Below are 21,123 nucleotides of genomic sequence, written 5' to 3' on the forward strand. Positions count from 1 at the left end.
CGATCTGGTTAATCACTGAGATTAAACCGTAATTTCATTTTGGTGGCGCCTAGTTCGACCATTTTACCAAATAAGACGCGAGCGGCTTCATAGTATAGATCCGCCATGTGTTGATTTTGTTGTTCTAAAAGTTCAATTGGCGCCTTATCGCGGATTATTTTATTGTCCGTGGTAAGTTGAATTTGATGACATGCTGCCATAGTTTGTTGTTCAAAATCAGTAATTAATTCACTAAAAATTTGATAATTGGTATCGCCTAAAACAGCAGTACTACGTGTTAACCAGTATATATACTTCAAATTTGAAGTAGTCGGTGTATCACGATAAGTTGCAGGCGTGTCAGTTACATTGGCATAGAATGGGACTAAACCATTGAATGGATTAGGACCGAATGCTAACCAATGAATGCCAGCTATTTCAGCAGGCACATTCGGACGAATTTGTAGAATATGGGTTTCTTGATTGCGATTGATACCAATTGGACGAAAAGCAGTTTTTTGTTCTGGCTTTCCAGTCCCGTATGGATCGTATGGTGTATTTTGGAAATGTGAACTTAACAGCCATTTCACGTCTTCAATAGAAACTTTATGTTCTGGTTTCAAACTAAATGGTAAGTTTTGGTCTTGTGGTTCTTGTGTTAGTGTTGGATTCAAAATCTTTTGTCCATACCAGACTCGTGGATTATTGTAGCGGGTATCTTTAATAGTAGAACTGCCAAAAATATGACGTAAATTCACACGCTGGTCATCTGGATTTAGATGATGTGTTTCAATCAACTCAGGTAAATCTTTAGCATATAGCACATCAGTGGAATCAAAATCGTACCAATCGATATTAAAGCGGTTGGGTGCAATGACGTAATGGTCGTCTGGAATTTTAGTGGCAGCCCAATGATGACCACCGATCGATTCAAAGTACCAAACTTCATCTTGATCACTAAAAGCCACACCGTTTGATTCATAGGTACCATATTTTTCAATTAAGCTACCTAAACGAATGACACCTTCTCGTGCACTATGAATGTAAGACAAAGTAATTGTCAGGAAATCTTCTTCACCAATGCCATCTTTGACCAATGGATCGATGCCTAAAAAACGTGAATTGGTTGTGATTGTTTCAGTGGCACTCATGGCGACATTTTCATTATTAATGCCAGATTCACCCCAGATACCATAGGTTGAATCAGCATCGGGTGTTGATGTATAACGTTGTGGATGGTCTGGCAAAGCAAAATTAGCTTTGCTTTGAACGGCCTGGTAAGTTGAAGGTTGATTTGCGGGGTTGATCACCACAAATTTTTGCGGATTGGAGGTATCTCCGCCGCTATCTTCGTTACGAGCAATCATGGTTGATCCATCAATTGATGCCTTTTTGCCAACCAGGATGGTTGTACAAGAGCCTACTTTTCTTTGTTGCATGTCAAACAACTCCTTTATTTGTATTTATTTTAGCTAAAATTTATCCAGATTGCTAATTTTACTTTAGTGGAACTGAGTTGTTTCATGTGAAACAAAATTTTTAATGACTAGGGTCTTGACAATTTTTAGTACTTGCTGTTACTATGTAGCAGTACCTAGTAATACAAAATAAGTTCGTTTTGAAATTAATGATGAGTCAATTTAGGGTAGCTACCTAGTATTACAATGTAAGGAGGAAACAATGAAGGGATTAACGGAGTTATTGAAAGGCGCGCTAGAAGGTATCGTGTTACAAAAAATTAGTTTAGGTGAAACTTACGGCTATGAAATCACCAATTATTTGGTTGACTTAGGTTTTGAAGACATTGTTGAAGGGACCGTTTATACCGTATTACTGAGACTTGAAAAAAAGGGTCTCTTAAACGTTGAACGACGCAAGTCTGAAATGGGACCACCACGCAAGTTCTATTCTTTAAACGATGCAGGACAATCCTATTTGGATGAATTTTGGCAAAAATGGTCATTTTTGACAGATACGATGAACAAATTAAAGGAGCAATAAAGATGAAAAATATTATTAAAACATTGATCGGTGACAAAACACGTTATCGTCAATTCCACAAAGATGTTGCACAATTACCAACCCCTTATGCAGAAACGTTAACAGCCATCGAAAAATACATGTGGAACTTTGCTAAATCTGATGGCATTATGGATGCTTTGGAAGAAATTTTACGGATGTTTCAAGAAAACGCTGCAGAAAACGTTCCAGTTAAAAATGTAGTTGGAGACGACCCAGTTGAGTTTGCGGAGGCCATTATGGCGCAATATCCAGATGCTTTGTGGTTGATCAAGTATCGTAATCAGTTACGGGAAAAAGTGACGGAGGCACAAAGCCATGAAAGCAATCGAAGTTAGAAATGTGCAAAAAAGTTTCGGTAAATTAGCTGTTTTGAAAGGTATTAACTTGGAAGTAGCGCAAGGCGAAATTTTTACATTATTAGGTGAAAACGGGGCTGGAAAAAGTACCTTGATTAATATTTTGACAACGTTATCTAAAGCAGATCATGGGGATGTCAAAATCATGGGCCTTGATCCACAAAAACAGGGTGATCAAATTCGACAACAAATCAGTCTCAACGCCCAGACAATGACCATTGATGAAGAGTTTACTGGTTTAGAAAATTTGAAACTCATTATTGGATTGCGGACGATTGCTAATCCGACAGAAACTATCAATACTTTAGCAAATCGATTAGAATTATCTAGTTTTTTGAACCGGAAGGTCAAAACCTACTCTGGTGGTATGAAACGCCGCTTAGATATTGCCATGTCATTGATTGGTGATCCGCAAATGATCTTTTTAGATGAACCAACGACAGGGGTGGATCCAAAAAATCGACTAGCATTGTGGAACATGATTAAAGAACTACGTGATGCCGGTAAAACGGTCTTTTTAACGACCCAGTATTTGGATGAAGCTGATGCTTTATCGGACCATATTGCCTTTATTCGCGATGGCAAAATTGTAAAATATGGCACACCGGCTGAAATAAAACAAAAAGTGACGGATCAATACACGATTGCTGTTAATGCAACGCAAGATGATCAAGCCAAGACCATTTTAACCGATGCTCAAATTGGATTTTCGTATCAAAATGGCGAATTTAAAGTGAATAAAGACGCTGAAAAAGGGCTATCGGTTTTGATTAATCACCAAATATCGATTCAGCACTTTAATTTAGATGAAGTAGATTTAGAAACGGTCTTTTTAAATATGACGGGTGACGAAAAGGAGAGACAGTATGCAATCAATTAAACAACTCACGCTGCTAACTAAACGAATTGTGCGGCAAAACTTAACTAATGCTGATACTGTCATTACTGTTATTGCGATGCCAGTTTTTATGCTGCTATTTTTTGTCTATGTTTTTGGTGGCAATATTGTGACAGGTAGTGGTGCGGCAATGACCACCAAGGCCTATCTCACATATTCATTGCCAGGCTTCTTGTTGCTGACAATGGCAATGGGGTCAGCCTACACATCTTTGAGAATTAATACGGATCAAAAGTCAGGATTTTTAAATCGACTGCATTCATTGCCCGTTAAACGGTGGATTATTTTAGGATCACACGTTGTGGCTTCCATGTTATTCATGTTACTAGCAGAAGCATTAGTATTGTTGGTAGGAATCATTTTAGGGTACCGTATTAATGGTGGCTGGGTGGCACTGCTCAGTTTTTTGGGTATTTCAATGTTATTTGGCTTAGCGATTACGTTATTAGCAATTCCGTTTTCATTAAAAGCAGATAACTACGCCTCTGCGGGCGGCTTTTCTTATGTATTGTTGATGTTGTTGTTTGTCAGCCCAGCGTTAATGCCAACTGCCGGTATGGCCAAACCAATCAGATTGTTTGCTAAATACCAACCAATGACACCGATTGTCAATACAGCTCGGGGTTTGCTTGATCAGGCGGCTACTCTGAGTCATCAAACCATCTTAATCGCTTTGATTTGGCTAATTGCAGGCATTGTGGTTTTCGGAGAATTATCCTATATTGTTTATGCACAGTTATTTTTGAAAAAATAAGTAATAAGGAGTGCTAAAACATGCAAACCGCAGACGAAATCTTTGCAGCCATCCGAAATGATCCTGATAACGCTGAATTTACTCAAGCGGGCATTGATCCACTCTATCATTTTGAAAAAGAGGCCACGATTTTAATCGTCAGTCAGGCACCTAGCCGCACGGCCCAAGCGACTAAAACATATTGGCAGGATGCTTCTGGAAATCGTCTTCGTGAATGGATGGGCGTGACTGATGATGAATTTTATCATTCTGGCAAGATTGCGGTAATTCCATTAGATTTTTATTACCCGGGAAAAGGTAAGAGCGGGGATTTACCACCACGTAAGGGTTTTGCTGAAAAGTGGCATGAACCTTTACTTAAATTAATGCCCAATATTAAACTCACATTGTTAATTGGCATGTACGCACAAAAGTACTATTTACCACATCGACAAAAGACATTAACGCAAACAGTTGAACATTATGCTGACTATGCCCCCTATTTTCCAATCGTGCATCCATCACCATTAAACTACGGCTGGATGAATAAGCATCCATGGTTTACGACTGATGTGCTACCTGAACTGCAAAAACAAGTTCGTGCATTGATTTAAAAAGAATAATTTGTCGTATACTTGAAGTGGTGAAACACAATTATTATTTAATCAATGGAGGCCGATGTTATGGGTGATCAAAAGGCATTGTTAGTAATTGATTTACAACAAGGGATTGGTCCACTATATGATGAAATTGGGTTATTAACGCGGGTTGAAGAACGTATTAATGAGTACCACAAACAGAACCTGCCAGTCATTTTTATTCAACATCAAGAAGAAGGTCTTGAAAAGGGAACGGCCGCGTGGCAGTTAAAACCGCAATTAAATGCGACTTCCGATGATTACTATATAGATAAGACACATGCTGATTCTTTTTACCAGACAAAGTTGGGTGACTTACTTGAAGAACTACAGGTAGGTCAGTTAGAAATTTGTGGTGCTGAAATTCCATATTGCATTGATGCAACCATCAAAATTGGTTTTGATCGTGGTTATCAAATTGTTATGAAACATGATTTAGTATCCACTACAAAAGATAATTTAATTTCGACTGTGACGTTAATTAAGCATTATGAGCAAATCTGGAATAATCGCTTTGTGACTTATCTTGATTAAATTGTCAAAGAAACTATGAGTATCATGGAGTAACGCAATGAGAAAAGTTTATTTTTATGGAGCAATTAGCTTAGATGGCTATTTAGCAGGCGAACATGAAGATTTACAATGGTTATTTAACACTGATTTGGCTGGAAAGTTTACCTATGAACAGTTTGAACCTAAAATAGACACGCTAGTGATGGGTAATACGACGTATAAAGAAACTAAAAAGATGTTGAATGGACAACCATTTTATCCAAAACATAACAAAATCATTTTTTCGCGCACACAAACAGGACAGTTTCCAAGTGGATATTATACAAACCAGAATCCTGTGCAAACTGTGACACAATTAAAACAACAAAATGGTTTAGGAATTTGGATTGTTGGTGGTGGCGCAATTGTGACACAACTCGTGCAAGCCAGTTTAATTGATGAGCTTTGGATTCAAATTGCACCGATTTTACTAGGAAAAGGAAAACGACTGTTTATTCCGGGTAATTATCAACAGCGTTTTGACCTAGTTGAAACGACTCAGTTGGGTGAATTAACCGAATTACATTTAAAATTAAAATAAAATCTAAAACGCTATCCATAATTTGGATAGCGTTTTAGATTTCAAAAAGTAAACAATTTTCTTAAATAATCGACACAACACCAACAATTATCGTAATGATTGCTGGCAATGCCTGAATCCAAAAAATCTTTTTAGTTGCAGTGAAACCGCCAATAAGCCCCACGATTAACACAAATACTGCTAAGGCGAGTTGAATCATCGCCTTAGTCATGTTATCTGGTAAAAATAGTGTAAACAGGAAAAGTAATCCTAACGCACCATTATAGATGCCTTGGTTGACTAAAGCTGTTTTAGCATGTGGCTGGGCCACAAATGATTGCGGCATATCAAACGCATTTGCCTGTGTCTCAGTTTTGGCAAACATTTCGAGACACATAATAATAAGATGTAATAAACCCAAAAATCCAATTAAAATTGAAAAAATTAATGACATAATTCCATCGCCTTTACTGTTTTGTTGCCATTTTGTGTAAGTAATCAATAAGGGTATTAGTCTATCATTGTCAGATCAATTCTGCAATTTGTGCAGTTTTGTCGCAAATGTAAAAATTAGCAATATGCTTGTTAAGTTCGTAACAAAATCTTAAAAAGTGGTTAAAAGTTAAGTAGGTTAAGTGTTTGTTTACCTTTGATACCAATTAAATCCAATTAGTTGGTTGCCAAAACTAACCAAATAATGTATAGTTGTAAACGTATTCAGGAAAGCGTTTTCTTTTAGCTTTAGGTAATGCAATTATTTATTTCAGAAAATTGTGTGAGGAGGATTTTGTCGCATGGCAAATAGTAAAAAAGGAATGTCGACAGGTTTCATTTACTTCTTTGGAGCCTTAGGCGGTCTATTATTTGGTTATGATACAGGTGTTATTTCCGGTGCTATGTTATTCATCGGAAAGGAATTAGGAATTAAAGCAGGATCATTTGAAGATGGTTTCATTACTGCTTCAGTTCTTCTGGGTGCCATTTTAGGTGCCGCAATTATCGGACCTTTATCCGATAAATTAGGACGTAAGAAGTTACTGTTAACTTCTGCCGTTATTTTCTTCGTTGGTGCTTTAGGTTCAGGTTTTGCACCAAACTACGAAGTGTTAGTTAGTTCACGTGTGCTTTTAGGTATGGCAGTTGGGGGCGCTTCAGCTTTGATTCCAACTTACTTAGCTGAATTAGCACCTGCTGACAAGCGTGGTGGTATCGGGACATTATTCCAATTAATGATCATGACTGGTATCTTCCTTGCTTATGTTTCTAACGAATGGTTATCACCACACGGTATGTTTGGTTTATCATCTGCTGTTGGTTGGCGCTGGATGCTTGCCTTAGCCGCTGTTCCTGCCGCATTACTTTTCTTAGGTGGTATGTTCTTACCAGAATCACCACGTTTCTTAGTTAAAACAGGTCGTGACGATGCTGCTCGTGGCGTGTTACTTCAACTTAACGGGGACGAAAAAGCTGTTGACGCTGAATTAAGCGACATCAAGTTACAAGCTTCAATTCCTTCAGGTGGTTTTAAAGAATTGTTTGGACCAATGGCTCGCCCAGTGTTAATCATGGCACTTGGACTTGCGATTTTCCAACAAGTTATGGGATGTAACACAGTGCTTTACTACGCACCAAAGATTTTCGTTTCAGCCGGATTTAGTGAACATTTTGCCCTTCAATCACATATTGTTATTGGTATCTTTAACGTGATTGTCACAGCTATTGCCGTTAAGATCATGGATAAAATTGATCGTAAGAAGATGTTAACATACGGTGCTATTGGTATGGGTGTTGCTTTACTTGCTATGTCAACAGCTATGTTAGTATTGAAGGCTGGTAATGGTAACCTTGGTTCATGGATTTGTGTGGTTGCTTTGACACTTTACATTGCTTTCTTCTCAGCAACATGGGGCCCAGTTATGTGGGTTATGATTGGTGAAGCTTTCCCACTTAACATTCGTGGATTAGGTAACTCATTTGGGGCCGTTATTAACTGGGCAGCTAACTTCGCTGTTTCACAAACTTTCCCAATGTTATTAATCGCCTTCACACCAGCACATGCTGTTAACGCTGAAGGTCAAGGAATTGCCAAATTATTCATCGTTTATGGAATCCTTTGTTTCGTTGCCATCTGGTTCATTGCTAAGTTTACGATTGAAACTCGTAACCGTACCCTTGAATCATTGGAAGCAGATCTTCGTAGCCGTGCACATGCAAACGGTCACGTAGAAGCTGGCGAACCAGGTTCTAACTAAACTTAAATAATCAAATTAGAAGAATCGCGGCGACGCGGTTCTTTTTTGGTTGGTAAGAATTAACGTTGCTTATAGCTGCGTATTTCACTAGAATAACAGTATTAAACAAAGCAGATTGGAAGTATTTTGAAATGAAACAGATCACGGCTGGGATAGTTGCCCACGTTGATGCTGGCAAAACAACATTGTCAGAGGCATTATTATATCAAGCTGGGCAAGTGCGACAATTGGGCCGTGTTGATAACGGGGATGCGTTTTTGGACACTGATCGATTGGAGAAGAAACGTGGCATTACCATTTTTTCGCATCAAGCCCAGTTAACACACAATAATTTACAATTAACATTATTAGATACCCCAGGACACGTTGATTTTGCTGCGCAAACTGAACAAACTCTCAGTGTTTTAGATTATGCCATCTTAGTTATTTCGGCAACCGATGGTGTTCAGGGCCATACAAGGACACTATGGCGCTTGTTAGAACGTTATCAGGTACCAACGTTCGTTTTTGTTAATAAAATGGATCAACCAGACGTTGATAAGGCAAAAATTCTGGAAGAACTTCAACAGCAATTAGCTAGTGGTTGTATTGCGTTTGACTCTACTGATGAGTCTAATGGCCAACTATCTAAAGCGACTTATGAAGAAATCGCTTTGCAGGATGATTCAGTACTAGATGAATTTCTAGAGACCGATAAACTTAACACCGAAACAGTACAAAAAATGATTAAAACACGTCAAATTTTTCCATGTTATTTCGGTGCTGCTTTAAAACAGAAAAACATCACCATGTTTTTGAATGGTTTGGAACAGTGGACGACAGAACTCAGGAAAACTGAATCATTTGCGGCACGGGTTTTTAAAATATCGCATGATGAACAAGGTGAGCGCTTAACGTGGGTTCGGGTACTCGGCGGTACATTACACAACAAAGAAATAATTGTGAATGACCAAAAAGCCAACCAGTTGCGAATTTACAATGGTGCTAAATATGATATTTCCCAGGAAATGGCAGCCGGTGGCGTTTGTGCCATTACTGGGCTAACAAAAACTTATCCTGGGCAAGGACTTGGGCAGGCAAAAGATGCTCTGAAACCAATGATTCAACCAGTGCTAACATATGCGGTCGATCCGAAAGATAGTGATATTCATCATTGTCTAAGAGCATTACGGATACTGGAGGATGAAGATCCACAATTACATGTAACGTGGTCAGAACAACTTGAGGAGATTCGTGTTCAGGTGATGGGAACAATTCAATTAGAGGTCCTATCACAATTACTGCTAGATCGATTTAAATTGGATATTAGTTTTGACGAGGGCGGCATCTTATATCGAGAAACGATTACTTCTACCGTTGAAGGTGTGGGTCACTTTGAACCGTTACGCCACTATTCCGAAGTTCATTTACTACTAAGTCCTCTGCCTGAAGGAAGTGGATTAGTGTTTGAATCCAGATGCAGCACGGATATTCTCGGCAAAAATTGGCAACATCAGGTATTGACAAGCCTAGCAGCAAAACAACATCTAGGTGTTTTAATTGGCGCGCCATTAACAGATACTAAAATCTCACTGATTAATGGACGGTCTCACATTAAACACTCTGAAGGTGGCGATTTTCGACAAGCAACTTGGCGTGCTGTCCGCCAGGGCTTAATGATGCTAGAACAGCAAAAGGCCTGTGAGTTATTAGAACCGTGGTATCAATTTCGGCTAGAGGTCAATCAAGATCAAGTTGGACGCGCAATGAATGACATTCAGAAAATGAATGGTGAGTTTGAGACCCCTACAGTCAATGAAACAAATAATATGAGTATTTTAACGGGAATTGCTCCAGTAAGTGAAATGCAAGATTATGCGCGCGAAGTTAATTCGTATACGCATGGTCAGGGGCAATTGGAATGTGTTGTGGCAGGTTATCGCCCATGTCATAATGCGTCAGAAATCATTGAGCAACATCACTATCAGCCAGTGGCTGATTTGGAAAATACGCCAGATTCTGTTTTCTGTGCTCATGGTGCAGGTTACCCAGTAGCTTGGAATGACGTTCCAGCTGCGGCGCATTTACCATATGTTAATCTTGCGAATTAATAAATGAAGCTCAGTCATGATTGACTGAGCTTTTTTAGAACCTTGAGCTATCAGCTAGGCAAGAGTACCATTGTCGACAGAATAGTTAAAAGGGAGTTGTTGGCAATGAAAATTGAAGAAGGCTATATGCCATTTCGTGGTTACCAGACGTATTATCGAATCGTGGGAGAGAAAAATCCCAATCTTGCACCGCTATTGCTGTTACATGGCGGTCCAGGTTCATCACATAATTATTTTGAACTATTGGATGACTATGCAGACACTGGTCGTCAGTTAATTATGTATGACCAGGTTGGTTGTGGTAAATCTTCAATCCCGGATGATGAATCGATGTATGTTAAGGAAACTTGGGCAGAGGAACTCATTGAATTGCGCAAATTCTTGCATCTGGATGAAGTGCATTTATTAGGTCAATCATGGGGCGGAATGCTGGAAATGTTTTATCTGACGCATTATGACCATCTTGGAATCAAGAGTGTCATGATTGATGGTTCACCAGCATCTATTAAATTGTGGATTCAAGAACAGCATCGCTTAATCAGTTACTTAAGCTATGAAGATCGGACCGCCATTGCGGAAGCTGAGCGAACAGGTGATTTCACTAATCCAAAATATTTAGCAGCAAACGATCGTTATATGGAACGCTATTGCTGGGATGATCCGGATGAAAATTCACCAGAACCGCTACGTCGCCCAACAAATGGCAAAAAGGCTAGTTTGATTGCTGAAGGCCCTAATGAATTTACAGAAAATGGTACGTTAGGCGATTTTGACGTGACAGACGAACTGTATAAGGTAGATGTGCCCACATTGGTTACAAACGGTACAGATGACCTCTGTACACCGTTAATTGCCAAGTCGGTCTATGATCATATTCCCGGTGCCAAATGGCATTTATTTGCAAACAGTCGCCATTTAGCGCTACTTGACCAGCATGATGAATTCATTCAGGTGCTCGATCAGTGGCTTAAACAGAATGATTAAAAAAATAGCACACTTCGTATTGAAGCGTGCTATTTTTATTACCAGAGATATTCTACTGGGTCTTTAATGTATTTATCATACACATCCTTGACGATCGCCATTTGTTCGTCAGTTAATGCGGGTAAATCAGCAGCTGAAGTATTTCTTTCAATTTGAGATGCTTTGCTGGCACCAGGAATGACCGCACTCACGGCGTCATACATCAGGATATACCGTAAGGCAATTGCGGCTAAATTATCTGTGTGCAGACGTTCTTGCAATTCTTTAGCCGCCTTCACACCTGTGTGGTAATCGACACCGGAGAAAGTTTCACCCTTGTCAAAGGCTTTCCCATCCCGATTAAAGGCACGGTGATCATTAGGATCGAAGTGAGTGTCATCATTAAATTTACCTGTTAGTAACCCACTTGCCAATGGCACACGAGCTAAAATGCCGACATTATGTTGCTTAGCGAGATCGAAAAAGAGATTTGCAGGACGAAGACGGAACATATTAAAGATAATTTCTACTGACGAAATATCATAATCTAATGATTTAATCGCTTCTTCGACCCGTTCAACACTGACACCATAGTTTAAAATCTTACCTTCTTTTTTTAAGTCATCCAGTGTTTTGAACGTTTCTGGATGATAGTAAATACTCATTGGTGGACAGTGGAGGAGCACTTGATCGAGTGCTTCAACATCCATGTTTGTCAGACTTTCTTCAACATAGCGACGCAAAAATTTAGGACTGAAGTGTTCCTCAGTCGTGGGCATTTCCTTACGGCCAATTTTAGTAGTGAAATGAACGTCTGGGTGTTTTTTCAAAAATTGACCAACTGTTTTTTCACTCATCCCATCTTGGTAGCCATCAGCTGTATCAAAGAATGTAACGCCGTGATCATAGGCAGCTTCAAGTGTTTCTTCTGCGTCTTTTGGATCAAATTTTGCGCCCCATTTACCACCAAGTTGCCAAGTGCCCAATGAAACTTCACTGATATCAAAATCTGTCTTACCTAATTTACGATATTTCATAGTTCGTTGTACTCCTTTATTGTTAATTAATAGTTGTCTTTATTATATACGTTGAAGTACACTTCAAGTAAAGGATTTTAAGGAGAATTAAATTTATGGCAACTTATACAATTAATGAAGTTTGTAAACAGTACGATTTGGCATCGTCCACGTTACGTTATTATGAAAGAATAGGCTTATTAAACGATGTCGCCCAACAAAATGGTCATCGCGTTTATACCCGTAAGCATCTGGATCGACTTAATAGTATTCTATGCTTTAAAAATTCTGGTATGACGATCAAAGAGCTCCAAGATTTGCTGCAGTATCAGGAAACTGGAACGGATTTGGATCAAATTTTGATAATATTAAAAGAACACAAGGCAAAAGTCGAGGCACAGCTGGCGCAATTAAAGCAATATCAGCAACATATTACCCAAAAGGTTGCTTATTACTCAGATATCAAAGCAGCTGAACAAAACCACACAACTTTACCGGACTGGAATGATTACAAACCAGCCTATGAAATCTAACGAATGGAATAAAGCTAATGAATAAAAGTCTAAGTAAACGAGAAATGTTGTTTATCGGCATGATGTTGTTCGGAATGTTTTTTGGTGCCGGTAATTTAATTTTCCCAGTGTTTGTGGGTCAAGAAGCGGGACAACAATACTGGCCTGCCCTGATTGGGTTTTTGATTTCGGGTGTGGGACTGCCCTTGCTTGGGGTTGCAGCCATTGGGATTACTAAATCAAATGGCGTGTTTGCCTTATCGCATAAAGTTGGTCATTTCTACGCGTATGCATTTACGATCTTGCTCTATCTATGTATTGGTCCATTATTTGCGCTACCACGATTGGCCTCTATTTCATTTTCAGTCGGATTAACACCATTTGTGGCTGTGAAACAACAGAGCCATGTGTTGTTACTCTATTCGCTTGGGTTCTTTTTCCTAGCCTGGTGGTTTGCCCGTAAACCGTCGAAAATTATGGTTTATGTTGGTAAAATTCTCACGCCAACCTTTTTAATTCTACTTGCAATATTACTAATTATGGTACTCATTAAACCCTTAGGCAACGGGCAAGCCGCACATGGTAGTTATGCACAAGTGCCACTGGTGGCCGGATTTACAGCTGGATATTCCACGATGGATGCTCTAGCCGCCTTAGCATTTGGGATTATTGTGGTTAACGCAATTAAACAACTCGGAGTGACGCAACCAGCACAAATTGCCCGCGACACGATTCGTGCCGGTGGATTAGCAGTTGTCTTAATGGCAATTATTTATGGGTTGCTAGCATTACTGGGGCGCAATGCCCTTGGCAGATTTACGCGTGCTGAAAATGGTGGGCCGATTTTAGCAAATGTGGCCCATGCTTATTTTGGTAATTTTGGAAACGCATTGCTAGCAGTGATCGTGATTATTGCCTGTTTAAAAACAGCAATTGGTTTAATTACAGCTTTTGGTGATACGTTTAAAGAGTTGTTTCCAAGATTGCCATATCAAGGTTTAATTGCCGTGGCTAGTGTGGTGCCCTTGATTTTTGCTAATGTCGGACTAGAACGTTTGTTGGTTATTTCGACACCGATTCTTTATTTTATTTACCCATTAGCGATTACCCTAATTTTGTTAGGACTTTTTTCACCCATTTTAGGAGAGTCCAAATGGTTATTTGGAAGTGTGACGCTTTTTACCATTTTTCCGGCTATTTTTGATGGTTTAAATGCGACTCCGGTAACGTTGCATACTGGAGTAATTGCTTCGGTTTTAGAATTTGGTCGCTGGCTACCAGGATTTAGTATTGGACTTGGTTGGACAATTCCAGCCTTGATTGGGTTAATATTTGGATTAGTTTTACAATATTTAACCAGGCAAAAAGTAAATAAGGAGTGATCACATGCCACAAGCTTATTTTCTGTGTACGGGCAACTCATGTCGTAGTCAAATGGCAGAGGGTTTTGCTAAAAAAATACTAGGATCTAAATGGACTATTGCTAGTGCTGGCTTACGGACGGATGGACTTAATCCATTAGCAGTTGAGGTGATGGCAGAAAAGGGCATTGATATTTCATTACAGGAATCAAAACTAATTGATCGTGATTTTCTAAATACTTCTGATCTGGTGATTACATTGTGCGGTGATGCTCGAGATCATTGCCCAGTGACCCCAGCGAGTGTGAAACATATTCATTGGCCGTTGATTGATCCGGCTCAAGCACAAGGTAGTCCTAGTGAAGTACGCCAAACATTTCGCCAAGTGCGTGATGAAATTGAACAGCATATTCAAACCCTCAGTAAGCAATCTTGAAAAAGATTGCTTTTTTATATTGTATTTTTAAAAAAGTGAGTGTATACTCACCTTATAAATAAAAAGTGAGTGATCAATCACTTTTTTGATTGGAGGAAGTAAAATGGCACAAAAAACGATTGAATTAGATCACTTAGTTAAAAAATTTGGCAAACAAACGGTCCTAGAAGATATTAATTTAACGGTTAATGAAGGTGAGATTGTTGGATTGATTGGTCCTTCGGGAGCTGGTAAATCAACAGTGATTAAAACTACACTCGGCATGGAAGTTGCTGATGGTGGTAGCGCCAAAGTGTTAAACGAGGTCATGCCTAATCGGGTATTACTAGGACGAATTGGGTATATGGCGCAAACAGACGCGCTCTATGAATCCTTGTCGGCACGGGAAAATTTAAAGTTTTATGCACAGATGAAGGGCATTGAAAAAAGTAAAATTGGCGACTCGATTGAATATGTTGCTGGAGTGGTTGATTTGACACCGGATTTAGATAAGCGGGTTAATAATTATTCAGGGGGAATGATGCGACGACTTTCATTAGCTATTGCGTTATTGGGCAACCCTGAACTGTTGATCCTAGATGAACCAACAGTCGGAATTGATCCAGCCTTGCGGCGCCAAATTTGGCGCGAATTGAATCGCATTCGCGATGAAGGACGCAGTATTTTAATTACAACTCACGTGATGGATGAAGCAGAGTTAGTTGATAAAGTGGCCTTGTTATTAGGTGGTAAAGTGATGGCATTTGATCAACCAGATGTATTGAAGGCACAGTATGAAGTTGATTCAATTGAAGAAGTATTCTTAAAGGCAGAAGGTGTAGACTAATGAGAACAATTGCAATTATGAGACGTGTTTTAAAAGAATTGTTTCGAGATAAACGAACATTAGCGCTGCTATTTTTAGCGCCGATTTTAGTGCTCTGGTTAATGAGTGTCATCTTTAATGCTAATTCAACCACGAATGTTGATATTGCGACAGTTGGTGTTTCTAATACAGTAAACACAGCCCTTGGTGATATTAAGCATGTGGATGTGCACGACTATGCAACACAAGCAAAAGCCAAAAAAGTTTTGAAAAATGATGATGTCGATGCCATAATTCACAAAACTGGCAATAACTACAGCATCACTTATGCAAATACGGATTCTAGTAAAACATCCGCCGTTAAAATGGCTTTTAAAACAGCACTTACTCAAACAAATATTAGTACGATGAAACAACAGTTGACGTTGGCTAAGACAACCATTAATAAGTTGAAAAGTACTCTGTCAGCTAGTGCCCAGGCTCAGATTAATGCGGCCAGTCAGAAACAAAGTAAAACTTCGACACCCACAATCACGAATCACTATGTCTATGGGGATGCTGACACAGGTTTCTTTGATAAAATGTTACCAATTTTAATGGGCTTCTTCGTCTTCTTCTTTGTCTTCCTAATTTCTGGTATGGCACTACTGAAGGAACGGACGAGTGGCACGTTAGATCGCTTGTTAGCAACGCCAGTTAAACGTTATGAAATCATTTTTGGTTACATGGCCAGTTATGGCGTATTAGCGATTGTTCAAACGATTGTGATTGTGTTTGCTACTGTTTGGCTACTAGGAGTTGAAGTAGTAGGGAGTATGATTGGCATTATTATTGTCAATTTGGTACTAGCGCTCGTGGCACTGTCATTTGGGATTTTTCTATCGACGTTTGCTCGATCAGAATTCCAGATGATGCAGTTTATTCCACTAGTCGTTGTGCCACAAGTCTTCTTTTCTGGCATTATTCCCATGGATTCGATGGCGAGCTGGATTAAGACAATTTCGTATATTATTCCGATTAAATACTCAGGGGATGCAGTCACTAAGATTATGATGCAAGGCAAGAGCGTTTTAACATTAGGTGGTGACATTGGTGTCTTGCTGATTTTCTTGGTAGTATTAACGATATTGAACGTTCGCGGATTGCGACGTTATCGTAAAGTTTAAAGGGTGAGACTGATGAAAAAAGCAATTTTTGCCAGTTATAAGGACTGGTTAAATGAACAAAAAATGCCGAAGGGTAAACGCGCAACTTTATTATCTGCACTCGACTTATTTGCAGAGCATGGTTACGATGGCACTTCAACGATGGCCATTGCAGACCACGCCAATGTAAGCCAAGCAACTATCTTTAAGTATTTTAAAACTAAAGAAGATCTACTTAAGGCCATTGTGGTGCCAGTGGTTAATAATTTATTGCCTGATTATCGAGACGATTTTTTAAATCAAGTACCAGCTCCCGAGAAATTAACCATTCGGCAAATGGTGCATTTCTTTATTACCAATCGGTTTGAGTTTTTAAAACAAAATGCACAAGCTGTGACAATTTTCTTTTCTGAATTACTAATTAATCAAGAAATTAGGAAAATATTTGTTCAGTTTGCTGAAGAAACGCAACCTGTTTTTATGGAAGTTATTTATAACCGTCTGGAAAATACAGGACATTTGCGAGAAGAAATGACACCACTATCTGTTTTCAGAACAGTGGGTGGTCAGTTGTTAACTTATTTTTTTCAACGAGAAAAAATGATTCCAACATTGCCCGTTGATGAAGCGGCTGATTTAAAACGTATGGAAGATATTATTGTCTGGGGCATTAGTACTGAAAAATAATGAATGTTTCATGTGAAACAAAAAGGTTCTATCTTTAAATATCGAATTTTAGATATAAACAAAATATGATACTTAATAAAGACTGCATATCAACCGATGTGCAGTCTTTTAAATTTGTAAGTCTTTAGAAATCTGATTTAAAAATGCTTGGGCAGCTGTTGACAAATGATAATTTTTCATCCATACCAGATTTGTTCCAGCCATAATGGCAGGATCAAGGGGTACAAATGTTAATTCAGATTGATTGGTGTTAATAATGCCATCAATACAAAGTGCATAGCCGATTCCGGCGGCTACCATTAGAGAAGCATTGTAAGATAAATTATAGGTTGCAGCGATGTTGAATTCATTAGTGCTAGTACCAAACCATTCTTGCAGGGTGGTTGCCATTCCACTTTGATGTGAAATTAACAGTTTCGGGCCAATCAAATCATTTAGAGCCAACGTATCCTTTTTTGCTAATTCACTAGAATTAGGCACTAAGAGACCCCAACGACTTTTCCCAGGAAGACTAATAAATTCATAGTCGCTTTTATCAGCAGTGTCCATAATCACGCCAAAATCAAATGCTCCTGATTTTAGCTTCACACGGACTTCGTCAGCATTGGTACTGACAATATTGATATCAATATTTGGTGAATGCTGTTTTAAATTGTAGATTGAATGGGCCACATTCATGAAGCTCTTGGCCTCCGCACTTCCAATCGAAATTGATCCGCGAACGTCACTCGTGGTGTGAATATTCTCGACGGTTTTGTCTGCTAACGAAAGTAATTGCCTTGCTTGATTAGCAAAATATTCACCATTATCGGTCAACTCAATTTTACGACTTCCTCGATCAAAGAGTGTGACACCTAATTCATCTTCTAACTCTTTAATCTGCCGTGAAATAGTAGGTTGTGAAACATGTAGACGTTTTGATGCATTACTGATGTTTTTTTCTTCAACGATTGCTAAAAAATATCGTATTACTCTTAATTCCATTTGCTTTCTCCTATAACAAATAAGCATAATATTTAATTTAATATAAGCATTAGACATGTACAAAGTCAAGCCATAGAATATGGTTTGTAAATTCGTAGTGAACATCCAGGAGGAATAGTAATGATTAAAGATAAAGTAGTTTTGATTACAGGAGCATCAAGTGGTATCGGTATGGCGACCGCCAAATTATTGGCAAGTAAAGGGGCAAAACTGGTACTCGGTGCACGCCGTGAGAATAAATTAGCCGAAATTGTAACGTCAATTGAAAAAACTGGTGGCCAAGCTGTTTATCGTGTCACCGATGTAACCAATCCCAAAGATAGTGAACAACTGGTTGAACTTGCTAAGCAAACATATGGCCATGTAGATGCTATTTTCCTAAATGCTGGATTAATGCCAAGTTCACCATTATCAGCATTAAAAACAGCTGAATGGAATAAGATGGTTGATGTCAACTTGAAAGGTGTTATGAATGGGATTGCAGCTGTGTTACCAACATTCAAAGAACAAAAATCGGGCCATATCATCACAACATCATCAGTAGCAGGTCTCAAAGCATATCCTAATGGTGGTGTATATGGTGCTACTAAATGGGCAGTGCGCGATTTGATGGAAGTATTACGAATGGAATCGGCACAAGAAGGCTCCCACATTCGCACAGCAACGATTTATCCAGCTGCCATTAAAACAGAATTATTGAACACAATTACTGATGATGCGGCTGCAAAAGGTATGCAGCAGCTATATGATCAATATCAAATTAGTCCAGAACGAATTGCGAGTGTTGTGGCATTTGCCATGGATCAGCCCGATGACACCAACGTCAGTGAATTTACAATCGGCCCAACGGATCAACCATGGTAAAGCATATGACGAATACACAATGGTCTGAAGAACTCATTCAAAAATTTGCTACTGCCGACGATATGAAAGTTTCACCATTTTATAGCGATGGTAAAACATATGGAACGCCGACATGGATATGGTCAGTTGTAGTTGAAGGTCAGCTATATATTCGTGCCTGGAACGGGCCTCGTTCGCGGTGGTATCGATCTGCACTTGAACAAAAACGCGGTCGGATACATTTAGCTAAAGAAAATTATGAAGTATTTTTCGAAAAATTAACCGATGAAACGATTAATAAAAAAGTGGATCAAACCTATCAACAAAAATACGCTGACAGTGTTTATATGCCACCAATGATTCAGGCAGGTCCACGTAGTACAACGATGCAACTATTACCCAGGAAATAAAAGGAGAAGACAAAATGGCACAAAATGAAACAGTTAAAGACGGCATTATTTTTGAAAAAGGTTCCAAAAATGACGCTTACGCAAAATATTTTACCGGTCAAAGTTATCTAAATGGTTTAGTGAATGATCCTAGTGTCAATGTTGGCGTTGGTAATGTCACTTTTGAACCAGGTTGTCGTAACAACTGGCACATCCATCACGATGGTTATCAAATTTTACTCGTCACTGGCGGTCAAGGCTGGTATCAAGAAGAGGGACGCAAAGCCCAATTATTAAATCCAGGTGATGTGATTGTGACTCATGATGGTGTCAAACACTGGCATGGTGCGACTAAAGACAGTTGGTTCAGTCATATTGCCATTACCGCTGGCACGCCAGAGTGGCTGGAACCAGTTTCTGACGAACAATATCAACACGCAGGAGAGGATGAGTAAAATGGCAAAAAAACAAACAGCTGGACGGGATAATTTGGGACAATTCGCTCCCAAGTTTGCAGAATTAAACGATGACGTTTTATTTGGTGAAGTTTGGTCACGAGAATCACAAATGTCGGCCCATGATCGTAGCTTAATTACAGTAGCTAGCTTGATGACACAAGGGGTACCACAATTGGAAGCCCATTTAAAAATTGCTCAACAAAATGGTGTCACAAAAGAAGAAATTGTGGAATTAATTACCCACCTATCATTTTATACTGGCTGGCCAAAAGCCTGGTCTGCATTTTCACTTGCGAAAGCTATTTATGGTGAAGCATAACTTAATTTTTGCTTGACTTAAGCTAACTTCAAGGGTCTACAATTGAAATTAACTTAACGTAATGGGGGAATAACAGATGAAAACAGCTGTATTTATTGAACCTGGTAAGATGGAGGCTCATGAATTACCTAAACCAGAAATTAAAGATGAACATGATGCCATTTTAAAAATTGTGCGCGCATGTGTCTGCGGTTCTGATTTATGGTGGTATCGCGGTTTGAATGAACGTCAAGCCAACACACCGACTGGGCATGAAGCCATTGGGATTGTTGAAACCGTTGGCTCACAAGTGACCAATGTGAAACCTGGAGACTTTGTTGTGGCACCATTCACTCATGGATGTGGTCATTGTGCTGCATGTTTAGCGGGCTTTGATGGGGATTGCCAAAACATTCCTGATAATGAAATTGTCGGTTATCAAGGCGAATATTTACGCTTTAAAAATGCCGATTGGGCCCTAGTAAAGGTTCCAGGACAACCTTCTGACTACAGTGATGATCAACTAAATGATTTACTAGCGTTGTCTGATGTGATGGCCACTGGTTTTCATGCAGCCGATAGTGCTGAAGTAAAACCTGGTAGTACGGCGGTTGTGATGGGTGATGGTGCGGTTGGTTTGTGCGGGGTGATTGCGGTTAAACTTTTAGGCGCCACTCGTATTATTGCAATGAGTCGACATGAAGATCGTCAAAAGTTAGCCAAAGAATTCGGTGCAACAGACATTGTTGCTAGTCGGGGTGACGAAGCTGTCGCAGAAGTGATGAAACTCACTGATGGTGCCGGAGCAGATGCAATTTTAGAGTGTGTCGGAACAGAACAATCTGTTGATACGGCGATTAAAGTTGGTCGCCCTGGCGCAATTGTTGGTCGTGTCGGCATTCCACAAAATCCAATGATGAACACCAATAATTTATTCTGGCGTAACACTGGTTTACGAGGTGGAATTGCATCAGTGACTACCGATGATCGTAAAATATTACTCGATGCCGTGTTGAATGGCGATATTCATCCAGGTAAAGTTTTCACTAAACGGTTTGACCTAGACCATATCCAAGATGCATATGAAGCAATGGATAAGCGTGAGGCAATCAAATCATTATTGATTGTTAGTGAATAGGTAGTGCAAAATACAGTTTTTATAAACTGTATTTTTTTTTTGAAATTT

At 39.3% G+C, this 21,123-nt stretch carries 25 protein-coding genes; 21 read left to right on the plus strand and 4 right to left on the minus strand.

Annotated elements, in window-relative coordinates; genetic code table 11:
- Positions 1 to 8 precede the first annotated feature (8 nt).
- Positions 9 to 1,418 carry a C69 family dipeptidase gene (locus ACYVQZ_RS04175; protein ID WP_461240142.1) on the minus strand — a complete coding sequence of 470 codons (1,410 nt, stop codon included), beginning with the start codon at positions 1,416 to 1,418 and terminating at the stop codon, positions 9 to 11.
- A 241-nt stretch (positions 1,419 to 1,659) separates the two neighbouring features.
- Here ACYVQZ_RS04175 and ACYVQZ_RS04180 point away from each other — a divergent pair, with 241 nt between their 5' ends.
- The 7 genes from ACYVQZ_RS04180 to ACYVQZ_RS04210 all read left to right on the plus strand — a co-directional run bounded on the left by ACYVQZ_RS04180 (position 1,660) and on the right by ACYVQZ_RS04210 (position 5,719).
- A complete protein-coding gene (locus ACYVQZ_RS04180) occupies positions 1,660 to 1,980 on the plus strand; it encodes a PadR family transcriptional regulator (RefSeq protein ID WP_461240143.1) in 321 nt (106 codons plus the stop codon).
- Between the two features lie 2 nt (positions 1,981 to 1,982).
- Positions 1,983 to 2,336 carry a DUF1048 domain-containing protein gene (locus tag ACYVQZ_RS04185; protein ID WP_461240144.1) on the plus strand — a complete coding sequence of 118 codons (354 nt, stop codon included), beginning with the start codon at positions 1,983 to 1,985 and terminating at the stop codon, positions 2,334 to 2,336.
- Positions 2,317 to 3,237, plus strand: coding sequence for an ABC transporter ATP-binding protein (locus ACYVQZ_RS04190; protein ID WP_461240145.1), 921 nt, complete (start codon positions 2,317 to 2,319; stop codon positions 3,235 to 3,237). Before ACYVQZ_RS04185 ends, ACYVQZ_RS04190 begins: the two co-directional genes overlap by 20 nt.
- Entirely contained in the window at positions 3,224 to 4,009 is a 786-nt protein-coding gene (locus tag ACYVQZ_RS04195) for an ABC transporter permease (RefSeq protein WP_461240146.1), read from the plus strand. Before ACYVQZ_RS04190 ends, ACYVQZ_RS04195 begins: the two co-directional genes overlap by 14 nt.
- 20 nt (positions 4,010 to 4,029) lie before the next feature.
- Positions 4,030 to 4,602: a uracil-DNA glycosylase family protein gene (locus tag ACYVQZ_RS04200; RefSeq protein WP_461240147.1), complete on the plus strand. Its 573-nt coding sequence runs from the start codon at positions 4,030 to 4,032 to the stop codon at positions 4,600 to 4,602.
- A 69-nt stretch (positions 4,603 to 4,671) separates the two neighbouring features.
- On the plus strand, positions 4,672 to 5,160 hold the full coding sequence (locus ACYVQZ_RS04205) for an isochorismatase family protein (RefSeq protein ID WP_461240148.1): 489 nt from the start codon (positions 4,672 to 4,674) through the stop codon (positions 5,158 to 5,160).
- A 37-nt stretch (positions 5,161 to 5,197) separates the two neighbouring features.
- The gene (locus tag ACYVQZ_RS04210; protein WP_461240149.1) at positions 5,198 to 5,719 is read left to right on the plus strand and encodes a dihydrofolate reductase family protein; all 522 of its coding nucleotides are present in this window, start codon (positions 5,198 to 5,200) and stop codon (positions 5,717 to 5,719) included.
- A 61-nt stretch (positions 5,720 to 5,780) separates the two neighbouring features.
- On the opposite strand, the gene ACYVQZ_RS04215 is transcribed toward ACYVQZ_RS04210, so the two are convergent.
- A complete protein-coding gene (locus ACYVQZ_RS04215) occupies positions 5,781 to 6,152 on the minus strand; it encodes a DUF1304 domain-containing protein (RefSeq protein WP_461240150.1) in 372 nt (123 codons plus the stop codon).
- A gap of 340 nt (positions 6,153 to 6,492) precedes the next feature.
- On the opposite strand from ACYVQZ_RS04215, the gene ACYVQZ_RS04220 reads away from it, so the two are divergent.
- The 3 genes from ACYVQZ_RS04220 to pepI all read left to right on the plus strand — a co-directional run bounded on the left by ACYVQZ_RS04220 (position 6,493) and on the right by pepI (position 11,024).
- Positions 6,493 to 7,950 carry a sugar porter family MFS transporter gene (locus ACYVQZ_RS04220; RefSeq protein ID WP_461240151.1) on the plus strand — a complete coding sequence of 486 codons (1,458 nt, stop codon included), beginning with the start codon at positions 6,493 to 6,495 and terminating at the stop codon, positions 7,948 to 7,950.
- 131 nt (positions 7,951 to 8,081) lie between these two features.
- On the plus strand, positions 8,082 to 10,040 hold the full coding sequence (locus tag ACYVQZ_RS04225) for a GTP-binding protein (protein ID WP_461240152.1): 1,959 nt from the start codon (positions 8,082 to 8,084) through the stop codon (positions 10,038 to 10,040).
- Between the two features lie 105 nt (positions 10,041 to 10,145).
- Positions 10,146 to 11,024 carry a proline iminopeptidase gene (pepI, locus tag ACYVQZ_RS04230; protein ID WP_461240153.1) on the plus strand — a complete coding sequence of 293 codons (879 nt, stop codon included), beginning with the start codon at positions 10,146 to 10,148 and terminating at the stop codon, positions 11,022 to 11,024.
- Positions 11,025 to 11,062: 38 nt separating this feature from the next.
- On the opposite strand, the gene ACYVQZ_RS04235 is transcribed toward pepI, so the two are convergent.
- Positions 11,063 to 12,040, minus strand: a complete 978-nt coding sequence (locus tag ACYVQZ_RS04235) for an aldo/keto reductase (RefSeq protein ID WP_461240154.1) — start codon at positions 12,038 to 12,040, stop codon at positions 11,063 to 11,065.
- Positions 12,041 to 12,135: 95 nt separating this feature from the next.
- On the opposite strand from ACYVQZ_RS04235, the gene ACYVQZ_RS04240 reads away from it, so the two are divergent.
- The 6 genes from ACYVQZ_RS04240 to ACYVQZ_RS04265 all read left to right on the plus strand — a co-directional run bounded on the left by ACYVQZ_RS04240 (position 12,136) and on the right by ACYVQZ_RS04265 (position 16,965).
- Entirely contained in the window at positions 12,136 to 12,552 is a 417-nt protein-coding gene (locus tag ACYVQZ_RS04240) for a MerR family transcriptional regulator (RefSeq protein WP_461240155.1), read from the plus strand.
- 17 nt (positions 12,553 to 12,569) lie between these two features.
- Complete coding sequence (brnQ, locus tag ACYVQZ_RS04245; RefSeq protein WP_461240156.1) at positions 12,570 to 13,913, plus strand: branched-chain amino acid transport system II carrier protein; 1,344 nt, start codon at positions 12,570 to 12,572, stop codon at positions 13,911 to 13,913.
- A 4-nt stretch (positions 13,914 to 13,917) separates the two neighbouring features.
- Positions 13,918 to 14,328 (plus strand): arsenate reductase (thioredoxin), encoded by a 411-nt coding sequence (gene arsC, locus ACYVQZ_RS04250; RefSeq protein ID WP_461240157.1) that lies wholly within the window; start codon positions 13,918 to 13,920, stop codon positions 14,326 to 14,328.
- A gap of 103 nt (positions 14,329 to 14,431) precedes the next feature.
- On the plus strand, positions 14,432 to 15,154 hold the full coding sequence (locus tag ACYVQZ_RS04255; RefSeq protein ID WP_461240158.1) for an ABC transporter ATP-binding protein: 723 nt from the start codon (positions 14,432 to 14,434) through the stop codon (positions 15,152 to 15,154).
- Positions 15,154 to 16,299, plus strand: coding sequence for an ABC transporter permease (locus tag ACYVQZ_RS04260; protein ID WP_461240159.1), 1,146 nt, complete (start codon positions 15,154 to 15,156; stop codon positions 16,297 to 16,299). Before ACYVQZ_RS04255 ends, ACYVQZ_RS04260 begins: the two co-directional genes overlap by 1 nt.
- A 12-nt stretch (positions 16,300 to 16,311) precedes the next feature.
- Entirely contained in the window at positions 16,312 to 16,965 is a 654-nt protein-coding gene (locus tag ACYVQZ_RS04265; protein ID WP_461240160.1) for a TetR/AcrR family transcriptional regulator, read from the plus strand.
- Between the two features lie 108 nt (positions 16,966 to 17,073).
- Here the strand turns inward: ACYVQZ_RS04265 and ACYVQZ_RS04270 are convergent, their stop codons facing one another.
- Positions 17,074 to 17,949 (minus strand): LysR family transcriptional regulator, encoded by an 876-nt coding sequence (locus ACYVQZ_RS04270; protein WP_461240161.1) that lies wholly within the window; start codon positions 17,947 to 17,949, stop codon positions 17,074 to 17,076.
- Positions 17,950 to 18,069: 120 nt separating this feature from the next.
- Between ACYVQZ_RS04270 and ACYVQZ_RS04275 the strand changes: the two genes are divergently transcribed.
- From ACYVQZ_RS04275 to ACYVQZ_RS04295, 5 genes are all read left to right on the plus strand, one after another.
- On the plus strand, positions 18,070 to 18,813 hold the full coding sequence (locus tag ACYVQZ_RS04275) for an SDR family oxidoreductase (RefSeq protein WP_461240162.1): 744 nt from the start codon (positions 18,070 to 18,072) through the stop codon (positions 18,811 to 18,813).
- Positions 18,814 to 18,818: 5 nt separating this feature from the next.
- Positions 18,819 to 19,202, plus strand: coding sequence for a DUF2255 family protein (locus ACYVQZ_RS04280; RefSeq protein ID WP_461240163.1), 384 nt, complete (start codon positions 18,819 to 18,821; stop codon positions 19,200 to 19,202).
- 14 nt (positions 19,203 to 19,216) lie between these two features.
- Positions 19,217 to 19,636, plus strand: a complete 420-nt coding sequence (locus ACYVQZ_RS04285) for a cupin domain-containing protein (protein ID WP_461240164.1) — start codon at positions 19,217 to 19,219, stop codon at positions 19,634 to 19,636.
- A gap of 1 nt (position 19,637) precedes the next feature.
- Complete coding sequence (locus ACYVQZ_RS04290) at positions 19,638 to 19,958, plus strand: carboxymuconolactone decarboxylase family protein (RefSeq protein WP_461240165.1); 321 nt, start codon at positions 19,638 to 19,640, stop codon at positions 19,956 to 19,958.
- A 76-nt stretch (positions 19,959 to 20,034) separates the two neighbouring features.
- Positions 20,035 to 21,075, plus strand: a complete 1,041-nt coding sequence (locus tag ACYVQZ_RS04295; RefSeq protein WP_461240166.1) for a zinc-dependent alcohol dehydrogenase family protein — start codon at positions 20,035 to 20,037, stop codon at positions 21,073 to 21,075.
- The last annotated feature ends 48 nt before the right edge of the window (positions 21,076 to 21,123 follow it).

This window comes from Paucilactobacillus salsurae (genome assembly GCF_054784995.1).